The 12,596-nt window shown below is 37.5% G+C and carries 13 protein-coding genes; 7 read left to right on the forward strand and 6 right to left on the reverse strand.

Annotated features, from left to right (window positions below):
* Positions 1-46: 46 nt before the first annotated feature.
* Positions 47-229 carry a CsbD family protein gene (locus tag ACI6PS_RS12145; protein ID WP_421012838.1) on the forward strand — a complete coding sequence of 61 codons (183 nt, stop codon included), beginning with the start codon at positions 47-49 and terminating at the stop codon, positions 227-229.
* Positions 230-322: 93 nt separating this feature from the next.
* Here ACI6PS_RS12145 and ACI6PS_RS12150 read toward each other — a convergent pair whose 3' ends face one another.
* From ACI6PS_RS12150 to ACI6PS_RS12175, 6 genes are all read right to left on the reverse strand, one after another.
* Complete coding sequence (locus ACI6PS_RS12150) at positions 323-1,078, reverse strand: LytR/AlgR family response regulator transcription factor (protein ID WP_421012839.1); 756 nt, start codon at positions 1,076-1,078, stop codon at positions 323-325.
* Between the two features lie 28 nt (positions 1,079-1,106).
* Positions 1,107-1,424, reverse strand: coding sequence for a 2TM domain-containing protein (locus ACI6PS_RS12155; protein WP_421012840.1), 318 nt, complete (start codon positions 1,422-1,424; stop codon positions 1,107-1,109).
* Between the two features lies 1 nt (position 1,425).
* On the reverse strand, positions 1,426-1,746 hold the full coding sequence (locus ACI6PS_RS12160) for a 2TM domain-containing protein (RefSeq protein ID WP_421012841.1): 321 nt from the start codon (positions 1,744-1,746) through the stop codon (positions 1,426-1,428).
* A gap of 9 nt (positions 1,747-1,755) precedes the next feature.
* Positions 1,756-3,108 carry a 2TM domain-containing protein gene (locus ACI6PS_RS12165; protein ID WP_421012842.1) on the reverse strand — a complete coding sequence of 451 codons (1,353 nt, stop codon included), beginning with the start codon at positions 3,106-3,108 and terminating at the stop codon, positions 1,756-1,758.
* Positions 3,109-3,149: 41 nt separating this feature from the next.
* Positions 3,150-3,776, reverse strand: coding sequence for a hypothetical protein (locus ACI6PS_RS12170; RefSeq protein ID WP_421012843.1), 627 nt, complete (start codon positions 3,774-3,776; stop codon positions 3,150-3,152).
* Between the two features lie 179 nt (positions 3,777-3,955).
* Positions 3,956-6,109, reverse strand: a complete 2,154-nt coding sequence (locus ACI6PS_RS12175; RefSeq protein ID WP_421012844.1) for a TonB-dependent receptor — start codon at positions 6,107-6,109, stop codon at positions 3,956-3,958.
* 143 nt (positions 6,110-6,252) lie between these two features.
* Here ACI6PS_RS12175 and ACI6PS_RS12180 point away from each other — a divergent pair, with 143 nt between their 5' ends.
* The 6 genes from ACI6PS_RS12180 to ACI6PS_RS12205 all read left to right on the forward strand — a co-directional run bounded on the left by ACI6PS_RS12180 (position 6,253) and on the right by ACI6PS_RS12205 (position 12,524).
* Complete coding sequence (locus ACI6PS_RS12180; protein ID WP_421012845.1) at positions 6,253-7,449, forward strand: hypothetical protein; 1,197 nt, start codon at positions 6,253-6,255, stop codon at positions 7,447-7,449.
* A 148-nt stretch (positions 7,450-7,597) separates the two neighbouring features.
* Positions 7,598-9,976, forward strand: coding sequence for a TonB-dependent receptor (locus tag ACI6PS_RS12185; RefSeq protein ID WP_421012846.1), 2,379 nt, complete (start codon positions 7,598-7,600; stop codon positions 9,974-9,976).
* Positions 9,977-10,176: 200 nt separating this feature from the next.
* Positions 10,177-10,992: a DUF4249 domain-containing protein gene (locus ACI6PS_RS12190; protein ID WP_421012847.1), complete on the forward strand. Its 816-nt coding sequence runs from the start codon at positions 10,177-10,179 to the stop codon at positions 10,990-10,992.
* Positions 10,993-11,159: 167 nt separating this feature from the next.
* Entirely contained in the window at positions 11,160-11,492 is a 333-nt protein-coding gene (locus ACI6PS_RS12195) for a hypothetical protein (protein ID WP_421012848.1), read from the forward strand.
* A 224-nt stretch (positions 11,493-11,716) separates the two neighbouring features.
* Complete coding sequence (locus ACI6PS_RS12200; protein ID WP_421012849.1) at positions 11,717-12,100, forward strand: hypothetical protein; 384 nt, start codon at positions 11,717-11,719, stop codon at positions 12,098-12,100.
* A gap of 112 nt (positions 12,101-12,212) precedes the next feature.
* On the forward strand, positions 12,213-12,524 hold the full coding sequence (locus ACI6PS_RS12205; protein WP_421012850.1) for a hypothetical protein: 312 nt from the start codon (positions 12,213-12,215) through the stop codon (positions 12,522-12,524).
* Positions 12,525-12,596 lie beyond the last annotated feature (72 nt).

The following is a 12,596-nucleotide window of genomic DNA, read 5'->3' on the forward strand; positions in this document are numbered from 1 at the left end:
ATTTGTAATAAGAAAAAGAATTTACTAATTACTAAAATTTAATGTTATGCCGAATTCAACTGAAATTAAAGGAAACTGGGAAGAGTTTAAAGGAAAACTAAAACAAAAATTTGCCGACTTGACAGACGACGATTTGTTGTATGAAGAAGGTAAAGAACAGGAAATGTGGGGAAAATTGCAAAAGAAACTAGGTAAGACTGAAAAAGAAATCAAATCTTTATTCGATTAATTCAAAAAAGGACTTATTAAAAATCAAACTGAAACTGACTGCTTCTCTTATAAAGTTTACATTGAATTGTGAATTTATATGGAAGCAGTTTTTTTATCCAATCCATTCCTTGAAATCACTTACTTTTTCACGGCTCACAATAACCTCATCGTCTTTGTAGGTTGGTAAAATGACTTTCAACCTCGAATTACTGTACACCACAATCTCTTTTATGGATTTTAATGGAACAATAAACTTTCGGCTCACGCGATAAAAATCTTTTGGGTTCATTTCGTTTTCTAAAACTTCCAAGGTAGTATCAATTAAGTAATCACGATTATCTGTCGTGTGGATATAAGTTCCTTTGTTTTCACTAAAAAAACATTCTATCTCATCGCTGGTAATCACCTTTAAATGCTGGCCAATCTTTACAGTAAACCTAGTCTTATAGGTCTTCTCCGCTGGGTTTGCCAACATCCTTTTTATTTGTTCAAAATCGAGTTGAAGACTTTCCGGCTTTTGCGTTCTCGATTTATATTTGGTAACCGCAACTTCCAAATCATCCTCATCAATAGGCTTCAAAAGATAATCAATACTGTTTAGTTTAAAGGCTCTCAGTGCATATTCATCATAAGCAGTGGTAAAAATAATGGCACTTTTGATGGCTACCTTTTCAAATATTTCAAACGATAATCCATCTGATAATTGGATGTCCAGAAAAATCAAATCGGGATGTTCATTTTTAGAAAACCAATCAACCGATTCTTCTACAGAGTGCAGCAATATACCGACTTTCAATCCTAATTTTTCGACTTTTCTCTGCAGTAATCGTGCTGCGGGTTTCTCATCTTCTATAATTATAATATCCATCTTGGGGTTTAAGATTTAAAATTTGAAATTACTCCCATTTATTATGTTGTTTCTTATTCATCAATTCATTGATTTTCTTTTCTTCCCATTCCTGACCAAGGAAGACGTTTTTTCCAAAAACACTAACCGTATGAAAAGCCAATCCTATACCCCAAAAGAAAGCCACTGAAAAAGTTGAAAACTTAAAAAATTCTTCTCCTGGTTCGAGCTTAAAATAATTCAAAGAAATAAGAAACAAATTGACCAAAACATAGGAAATCAAATGCTTATAATATCCTGCAATAGCTTTCACGTGCTTTTGAGCCCTTTCAAATTTTCTTTTTTCAATTTCGTTTAAATTTTCCATCTTATTTGTTTTTTGAATTGTAACGTTGCTGTTTTACTCTTTCTTCTTCAATAAATTGCTGTAATTTTCGCTCTTCCCAGTTTTTTCCCATCAAAGGATTTAACCCAAAAACTTCTATACCATGCATCAGTAGCCCTGTCCCCCAGCCCAACATTGAAAACCAAAACCAATGAAATTCAGGAACAAATGTAAGATTTACAAAAATGATGCAGGGAATAACCACACAATAACACCCTACATGATAGTAAAATCCTCTTATTTGATTGGCTTTCTTCTTTGCCCGTTGGTATTTTATTTCGTCTGACTCCTTAAAATTTTCCATAGCTTTTACTTATTTCCATTTATCGGCATCTTCTTTTCGCATCAGTTCTTGGATTTTCTTTTCTTCCCAATCACTGCTTAGAAAAGGCATATAATTAAAAACTGACATTCCGTGTGCCAAAACTCCAATTCCCCAACCAATTAGCGGATAAAAAAACCAAAGGTGTGCTGGACTTGTTACTAAATTTAGCACCAATAAACCAGCGTTAACCACAACATAGGATGTCAGATTGCCATAAAAACCCTTTATATCTTCTACTTTTTTTTGAGCTTTCAAATATATCTTGTAATCATCATTATTATTTGTTTCCATAACGTTTACTTGTTTTGTTAAAATTGGTATGCTTACTGAAAATTCTTTTTCATTTTGTTCTACCAATACCTTTCTATTGGTTACGATCGCATAACGGCTTACTATGTTTTGCAATCCAACACCTTGTCTATCCTGTAAAACTTCCTTCTTTTGAAAATCATTCTGAATGACCAGATAATCGCCTTTGTCCATAATTCGAATATGCAACGGTCGCTGTTCACTCACCACATTGTGCTTTACTGTATTTTCCAATAACAATTGCAATGAAAGTGGTACTACCTTTGCTTCTGGATTTGAAATCGTATCAGGAAGTTCATAAAACAAGCTGTTTTCAAACCGCATCTTGAGCAAATTCATATAGGTTTTGGCAAACGACAATTCTTCTTCAACCGAAACCAATTCCTTGTCTTTCTGTTCCAAGACATAACGGTATATCTTGGAAAGTGAAGTCGTGAAACGTTGCGCATTGTCTGGATTCTCCTCTATCAGTGAACTCAAAACATTTAGGCTGTTGAACAAAAAATGCGGATCTATTTGATTTTTCAAACTTTCAAACTTAGCCGAAGCAGTTCCTGCAATAATCTTCTGCTCCTTGACTTTGTTTTCCTGTGCTTTTTTATAGAAATAAATGACGTGGAAAAAGAGGGTTACCACCATCGTGATAATAAGAGCAATGATATAAAAGCGTGGCTGTTCATTTCTTACAAAAGCTTCAAAGCCGTTTCCGACAATGACAACCGACATGAACATTCTTACCATAAAGATACCGGCTATCGTAAGCACTATACTTCCCATAATCCCCCATAATACGCGATACTTCTTGTTTTCCCATTCAATCTCGTTGTTCAGATATTCAAAAAACATTGAGTTGATCGTCGTCAATACAACACCGTACAATATATAATAGCCCATTTCTTTAAAAAGATCGGCATCAACCGTGAAATCCCTTCCAAAGATGGCTTCCAGTAAAAACATGATTCCCATAATCACACAGCTGACCACAATTCCCTTGATGGCAACTTTGAAGATATATTGTATTGCTTTTTGCATGATTTAGAATTTATTTCTGCAGATTATTGATTGATGCTGAACTATTTCTTGCAACCTTTTTGTGCTTCAACAGCACGGTCTTGTCCCCAATTAGGATGAAATGGCGTTTCCGGTTTAAAAGTAGCAAAAAGTCCGATTGCTTTGTCAATTTGTGCGCACATTGCACTCGTATCTTGTCCGAAATATTTGGCTCCACCGATTTCAAACTCTGCTTTTCCATAAATAACTCTTGGATTATCCGGTGCTACTTTTTCGGCTCTTGCATACATCTCCATCACTTTTGGTGAATATTTCATGGCATTCGTCATCGGATCATACATCACCCAAGCCGTATAAATCATCGCCTGCATGACCAAAATTTCTGCGTTCTCAGGATGTTTGATAAATTCTACATCTAAAGCTTCTTGAGCCTTGTCCAATAACGGAATCATTTTTTCTTTATCCCCCATACTCTGAAAAGCGGTAGTGGTATTCACCAAGGCCACATAATAATTCGGAAGCCATGAATTCTTTTCGGCCGAAGCAATTCTCTCGAACATGGCCGAAGCCTCTGCCGGTTTTCCTTCTCCCCAAAGCTGGAAGGCTTTTCCCATTCCTTGTTCAAACTGCGATTGTGCACTTACTATTGAAGTTGCAAATAAAACAATGGTAATGATAATCTTGTTCATAATAGTTGATTTTTTGATTGTTAATATTCTAATGATCGAAACTTTAAATTTATAGTTCAAAAGTACGTTTGAAGTCTTTTTAATAAAATTAAAACCTACCGAACTGTTGATTTCTTAGGATGAATTGTAGCATTCAAAATAATCTCCGCAACTTTGAACCTTTGTAACTTTGAACCTCTTTATAAATTATCCAATTGATTGGTTTTCTTGTCCTTGCTGATGGTCCAAAAGAAGCCCACAAATATGAAACGATCGGCAGTAGGAATAATTGGCTTGCTCTTGTAAACTCCATTTGAATCGGCAGTATTAGCATATTCATAACCGAAGACATTCTGTGTTCCTAAGACATTTGAAACCGACAAGTACAAGATCTTTTGCGGACTCATCAAATAAGCCCAACTCAAACTCAAATTATTGTAAGCTTTTGTTTTTCCGTTCATAAAAGTAGTTTCGTTTGGATTATCATAAGGTCTTCCTGATGTAAAACTATGCGTCAATCCTACCTGCGAACGCAAACCGTTTATCCAATATTTGGTTACAATCGAAGCCGTGTGTTTGGCAATGAAACTTGGTGTTACTTCTTGTGGAAAGTTGCGGTAATCCCTTTGCGAATCAATAAAGGAGTATGACAGCCAATACTGCAGATTCTTGAAACTCTTGTTGTCTCTCCAAAAAATATCCAAACCTTTTGCATAACCCGAACCTGAATTATTATAAATGGAATTGAACTGAGGTGTTTCGGTATCAAACTTTACCAGGTTGTTGTACTTCTTATAATACGCCTCTGCCCTAAAGGTTTTACCTTGTCGGTTGTATTCGTAATTCAAGATATAATGTGCTGTATTCTCCGTTTCCAATTGATGATTGTACTTGAGATAATCGGCTCTTGGAGCTTGCACAAAATCACCATAGGCAAAAGAAACCTGACTGAACTTCCCCGTTTTATAAGCCAATGATGCCCTTGGAGAAAGATTGAATTCCTGTAACAAATCATTATTGGAAGCCCTGAAACCAACTTTTGCTGCTAGTTTTTTAGAAAAGAAAACATCCATTTCGCCATAAGCCGCCGCTATATTGGCATCATATCCTGATGAAAAAGTGTTGCCCAAATTTTGATTGTAATCCTCATCAAACTTGGTCATAAAATAATCGGCTCCAAACGACAATTTTATCTTTTTGGAAATCCTGTTGCTCAATTTTAATTTCATGTGCGAGGCATGTTCTACATTTTCCAAGTGATCCAAATTCAATCCAATTTTATTCTGACCAAAGCCATAGCTTAATCCTGCTGTCAAGTCCCAATTGTTTGCCAATATGCCTTTGTAGGATGTATTTAGATAAAAATTATTGTTGTTAAGGTCGATACGGTCTTTTTGATCCGTATTGAGGTTGTCCTGATTTAAATCGAAACGCGAAGCATCAAACGCACCATACACTTTCAAAAGTCCGTTTTCAAACTGATAGCGATAGACCGCTTCACCTGATAAAGATTGGTAAGGTCTGTTCCAATCTACCGCCTGTGGCACCGCCGCCTGATACGGAGCCAAATCAATGTAGGCTGTATTCAGCGTAAGCGAACTTTTCTCCCACTTCTGTGTATTGCTCAATCCCAAGCCAAGTGTCATCAACGATATATCGGTTTGCTCCTGAACCGCTTCATCTTGGGTGTTCAACAACAACACACTCGATAACGCCTCTCCATATTCGGCAGAATAACCACCTGTAGAAAATGATATTCCACTGAACAAAAACGGTGAAAATCGTCCACGTGTTGGGATGTTATTGGCTGTTGCTCCATAAGGCTGTGCCACACGCAAACCATCCACAAAAGTTTGGGTTTCGTCGGCCTCACCTCCACGAACATATAATCTACCACTTTCGCCAACGGTTTGAGTTCCTGGAAGGGTTTGCAAGGCTGCAATAATATCTCCAGCAGAACCCGCCGTGGTAACAATATCCAAAGGTTTCAAAACAGACACTCTCGCCTTGTCTCCAGCTTCTAGCGTTCCGGCATTGATGACCACAGCGTCAAGACTGTTCATGCTTTCCTTCATTTTTATCGTTCTGTTCTTGAAATTTTCCACCACGATTGTTTCTGTAAAGCTTTCATAGGTAAGAAAAGTGATTTTCAAGACTTGTGTTCCGGTTGCCGTTGTCGTAAAAGAGAAATTTCCGGTTGCATCGCTTGCCGTTCCGTCATAAGTGCCTTCGATGAAAATATTGGCGCCTTCGATGGGAAGCCCTTTCTCGTCCACCACTTTTCCAGAGAGCGTAGTTTGGGAGAAACCCGATAGCGAAACGATTAAAAGTAAAAAAGTAATAATAGTCTTCATGTTGTTCGTTTTTGATGAAGCAAAGATGTGAACTATCTAAAAATAAAAAAACTAATGCTTACCGAACTGTAGATTTTTAAGGATGAATTGTTAAGGCTTTCAAAAAAGCACTATATTGGCTCAACCAAAAACAAATCAATAAGATGAAAAAACTTCTTACCTTCCTTTTAATCGTACTGTGCATTGGTTCGTATGCACAAATTAAATTCGAACCCGGCTATTTCATCAGTAACAATAATATTAGGACGGAATGTCTTATAAAGAATGCTGCCACCTACAACAACCCTGTTTCTTTTGAATACAAACTCAATGAAAGTGACGATGTACTAATTGGAAAAATCAATGATGTAAAAGAATTTGCCGTGGGTGAAGGTTATCACTACAAGAGGTTTGAAGTTAACGTTGACCAATCCAGTAATGTGGCTGGTAAAATGAGCACCTCCAAAGATCCTGAATGGAAAAAAGAAACCATTTTTCTTAAATTACTAGTTCAAAGCGATGTAAACCTCTATCAGTATGAAAATGCAAATCAAACACGCTATTTCATCAGCTCTGGAAATCATGAAAAGGCCGAGCAGTTGGTTTTCAAAGAATATGTTACTCGCGATACCGGTTCAAGCGTCTTTGCAAACAACTTTTACAAGAGGCAACTTTTTATGGCTTTGAAATCGCCCAACCTAAAGCAAAGTGATTTCGAGAAATTGAAGTATAACAAAGACTCTTTGATGAAACTCTTCCTGAAATACAGCAATCAGGAAGGCAAGACGTTTTCTAATTTAGAAGAAAAACAAAACAAGAGCAAAATAAATTTTAAAGCAAATTTGGGAATTGAACAAGCAAACATAAATGTTGAATCATTAAATTATGTTTTTAATGATTTTAGTTCTAGTGCAACTACATTTCGAGTTGGTGTGGAGCTGGAAGCTATTCTTCCATTCGGACAAAACAAGTGGTCACTGTTTATAGCTCCTAATTATCAATCTTTCAAAACCGAAGGACCCGCAGACGTAAGAAATAGTGCCATTGATTTAGAAGCAAAAGTTGACTATAATTTTCTTCAAATTCCCTTTGGTATCAGGCATTATTTTTTCATCAACAAATCAAAAATATTTTTGAATGCTGGAGCAAATGTAAATCTGCCTTTAAGTTCAACTATTCACATTGGAGGTGAGAAAAATGACATCGAAAAATCAACCGGTCTTTTTGCCGGATTGGGATATAATTATAATAAGTACAGCTTCGAATTGCGCTACAACCCTAAACAAAATTTATACAAAATATCATCTTTTCAAGCGCAATACTCAACAATTGGAATCATAGCAAGCTACAATTTCCTATAAACTCTAAAGTATTCTTTTTATAAGCCACAGCGAGTCCTAAAAAACTTCCTGTGGCTTTTTCTATGTTAAATATTTCCAAAGCATATAACATCTATTCGATAAAAACGTTTATTTCGCTGAACCTTAATCAATCAAAACATATTAATCAATGAATGCAAAATTCAAGTTCTTTCTTTTTGTGTTTTTTGTATCGACGGTCGTCTCCTTTTCGCAGGAGAAATTCACCATCAGCGGTACAATCTCCGACGCCTCCAGCAACGAAACCCTTATTGGCGTCAACATCTACGCTCCCGATTTGAAGATTGGGACTACTACAAACGAATACGGTTTCTACTCGCTGACATTACCCAAGGGCGAGCACAAGATAGAAATCAGTTACGTTGGTTTTCAAACCATTATCCAGCAAGTATCGCTTACTAAAAACACCAAGCTTTCCATCAATATGGACGGGAGCAATGGCGAACAACTACAAGAAGTCGTGATTTCCGACAAGGGAAGAACCAACATCCGAAAACCCGAAATGAGCGTCAACAAGCTATCGGTGGAAACCATCAAGAAGATGCCCGTGGTTTTAGGAGAAGTCGATGTATTGAAGTCGATTTTATTGCTTCCAGGGGTTACCAATGCGGGCGAAGGCGCTTCGGGCTTCAACGTTCGTGGTGGTGCAGCCGATCAGAATTTGATTCTCTTGGACGAAGCCACTATCTACAATTCCTCGCACGTTTTTGGTTTCTTTTCTGTTTTTAATGCCGATGCCATTAAAGAATTGAAATTATATAAAGGAGGAATTCCTGCCCGTTTTGGTGGCCGTGCTTCTTCTGTTTTAGATGTCTATCAAAGGGATGGAAACTCGAAAGAATTCCACATGAACGGTGGTATCGGATTGATATCGAGCCGTCTTTTGGCCGAAGGGCCGATTGTAAAAGACAAGGGTTCGTTTTTGGTGAGCGGTCGTGGATCGTATGCACACTTGTTCCTGAAATTGGCAGACAACGACAACTCGGCCTACTTCTATGATGTGAATGCGAAGCTGAATTATAAGTTGAGTGAAAACAACAACCTCTACCTTTCGGGTTATTTCGGTCGGGATGTTTTTGATATCGGAAATGCCTTTAGCAACATCTATGGAAATTCGACCCTGAACCTTCGTTGGAACCATTTGTTTTCGGATAAATTGTTCTCCAATCTTTCGTTTATCTATAGTGATTACTATTATGGTTTGGACTTGGATTTTATCGGGATGCAGTATGAGTCTGGCATCAAGAATTTTAATCTGAAGTATGATTTCAAGAATTATGTTTCGGATAAATTCAAATTGGCCTACGGTATCAATGCCATCTATTACAACTTCAATCCGGGAGAAATAAAACCGTTGACGGAAACTTCGGGTATCAATGCGCGTACCTTCGCCAAGAAGTTTGCCTTTGAACCTGCTGCCTATATCGAGGCAGAACACAATGTTACAGACAAGCTTTCGCTGATGTACGGCTTGCGTTACAGCATGTTTTACCGACTTGGTGGCGACTCGAACATCAACATTTACGAAAACAATCAGGCGGTCAATTTCAACGAAACCTTCCAGATTTATGAAAAGGCAACCCCAATCGGGACGAAGTATTACAAAAAAAATGAAACCATTACGTCCTACGATAATTTCGAGCCAAGGGCAGCAATTTCCTATTCGCTGAACGATGATTCCTCCATCAAGACCAGCTACAACAGGATGGTGCAGTACTTGCAGTTGATATCCAACACCTCATCACCTACTCCATTGGACATATGGACACCGAGCGACGAGTTCATCAAACCACAGATTGCCGACCAAGTGGCACTGGGATACTTCAGGAATTTCCACAATGATGATTATTCGTTGGAATTGGAAACCTTTTACAAGACGGTGCAAAACAGAATCGATTATATCGACGGAGCCGATTTGATTGGGAATGAATTTATGGAGCAGATTGTCCTGAACGGAAAGCAACGCGCTTATGGTTTGGAGATGATGCTGAAGAAAAACACAGGCAAGTTCAACGGATGGGTTTCCTACACGCTTTCGCGTTCGGAGCAGCAAACGCCGGGAAGGACCGCCACTGAAACCGGTATCAACGATGGAAAATGGTACAAGACGGGTTACGACAAATTGCACAACCTTGCCGTAACGGTCGCGTATGAATTGGGTCCGAAATGGTCGTTTGGTGCCAACTTCGCCCTGCAATCGGGGCAACCGGTGACGTACCCGAATGGGTATTATGAATACGGCGGCATCACGGTTCCGAGTTATGGCTTGCGTAATGAAAACCGTCTGCCGTTGTACCATCACTTGGATTTGTCGGCTACCTATACGCCAAAGCCCGACAAGAAAAGAGGCTGGCAGAGCGAATGGGTGTTCAGCATCTATAACATCTACGGACGCAACAATGCGGCTTCGATCAGTTTCCGTCAGGATGAATTGACAGGGAAAAATGAGGCGGTGCGCCTTTCAATTTTCGGAATTGTTCCGGGTGTGAGTTATAATTTCAAATTTTAACCAATAAAAAAAATGAACCACATAGAAACATAGGAAAATAAGAAAGGATTAGACCAATTCTTTGGTTTCACATAGCTATGTGCATCTATCTAAAATGAAATTTCTTTTCTATTCTGTAAACAACTATGTTTCTATGTGGTAAAAATTAAAAAAACAATTACACCCAACAGGTTTAAGTTCTACTATTAAAAAGCTAAAAAATGAAAAATTTTAAATACATATCCGTTTTATTGATTGCGTTGTTCCTTGCGAGTTGCGAAGAAGTGATCGACGTTGATTTGCCTACGGGCGAACCAAGATTGGTGGTGGATGCCTCGATTGATTGGCAGTTGGGTGACGCTGGAAACGAGCAGGTCATCAAGCTGAGCACCACTACGGGCTACTATAACCCGAACGTTCCGAAGGTTTCGGGGGCAACGGTTTTTGTGACGAATACCGACACGAATCAGGTGTTTGACTTTATTGAAAATGTGGGAACGGGCGAGTATGTCTGTAATACCTTTGTTCCTGTGGTGGATGGGAATTACCAGCTAACCGTGACGCACGAAGGGCAAACCTATACGGCTACCGAAAAGATGATTCCGGTGGTTCCGATTGATAAGATCGAGCAGAAAGAAGCCCCGTTTGGTGATGATTCGGTGGAGATCAATGTGTTTTTTACGGACAATGGTGCGACCGATGATTTTTATATGTTCAAATACATGACGTCTTTTTCGGCTGTACCGAGTTATGGTGTTAGTGATGATGAGTTTTTCCAGGGCAACCAGTTCAATGATGTTTATTTCAACGAAGATTTAAAACCGGGAACTTCCTTTGATGTGACGCTGTATGGCGTTTCGAGGCAATTTCATAATTATATGAACCTCTTATTGGATGTTGCAGGTGGTGGCGGACCATTTTCTACCGCTCCTGCCAAGGTAAAGGGAAATATCCTGAACGGTACCGATGCTGACAATACTGCTTTTGGCTATTTTAGGCTTTCGCAAACGGACACTAGGAACTATGTGGTGCAATAGCGTATCATTTCCTGCTTAAAAATACACGCATCTTGTAAAAAAAGGTGCGTGTATTTTTTTTTTAGGTGCGTGCTTTTTTTTTTCAAGTGCGTGTATTTTTTTTTCAAGTGCGAGGTTTTTATTTTAAAGTGCGAGGTTTTTATTTTAGAGTGCGAGCGATTGTTAAAATGAATCGAGCGATTGTTAAAATGAATCGAGCGATTGCAATAATGGAGCGAGCGGTTGCAATAATGAAGCGAGCGATTAAAATAATGATGCGAGCAATTGAAATAATGATGCGAGCGATTGCAATAATGAATCGAGCGATTGGAATAATGGAGCGAGCGATTGGAATAATGGAGCGAGCGATTAGGAGAATGATGCGAGCGATTAGGAGAATGATGCGAGCGATTGAAAACCAAAGCTATAAATTGCTATATTTGAAATTAATATGGCGCAACGAAACTCCCCCTACTCGTTGTTTTGAAACCTTTCTTTACTTTTTATTGGAATTATTTTAGGGTTTTGTGGAAAACCGTAATTTGTTTTGGTGGGGATTGGGTAGGTTTGGTGATTAATTGAGAAATAGGGTTTTGCCTAAGTTGGGTGGAATTTTGTTTTGATATATTTGGGGATTATTAACATAAAGAAGAATGAAACATTGGCGCATAAAAAATATTTTGTGATTAAATGTGAAAAATTTGTTTTACATAATAACTTAGTTACCTGACATTAAATCAACGATATGAAAAAAACATTAAAAAATCTTTTTAATAAGCATAAAATACTGGTAATATTTTCCTCTATTTCCTTTTTACTGTTAATCACTTTCATAACATTTCAGTATTTTCAATTTTCAGGCCTAGATTTGGATGTGAAATGGCTTATAGTTTCTGGCATACCAATTTTAATAGGTCTTTTAATTGGTGAATATATCAAAAGTTTTAAAGGATTTGGAATAGAAATAGAATCTTCACTTAAAGCAGAATTACCATCCAAACTAATCTCCCCAATATCTGAAGAATCAATTGTTGATGTAAATAGTTTAGATAAACGTTCATTAGAATATTTACAAAATTTGAGCTTTGAAGAAATCCAGAAAATATCTCGTTTGCGATTTGTTTTTTGATAAAAGGGATTATTACGATACATACGTGGTGAGGGAATATTTTCAAAAACTTAGAAACTTAAAATATCTAGAAGTTGTTGATCATGAAGGAAAGTTCAAATTTTTAATTCCAATGTCACAATTCAGAATCAATAATGACTTTTTGCCAAGTAAAATTGAAAAATTTATAAGAGAAATTGAAACTAGAACTTTATCGTCAAGCTTTCCTGGCGCTATTGTTTCATTTGTAAAATATGATGATAGTTTGCTCGAAGCATATAAAAAATTATTGAGCAAAACCAAAAAAATTGAATCTATTGGAGATAAAAAGTTGCCTGTTCTAGATTCTAATTATAGATTAATTGGCTTGCTTTCTAAAATGAAAGTTGAAGAATTTATCAGCAAAGAGGTTTTAGAAAATTATAACAACAAAAACGTCAGGTGACAGTCGTTAGGTAAAATTGCTGGTTTTTATTAAACTGAATTTCTGCTTTACGAAGAAAATTTTTTCTTGGCA

Origin of the sequence: Flavobacterium sp. PLA-1-15, assembly GCF_049060005.1 — a bacterium.
In the GTDB taxonomy this organism is placed as follows: domain Bacteria; phylum Bacteroidota; class Bacteroidia; order Flavobacteriales; family Flavobacteriaceae; genus Flavobacterium.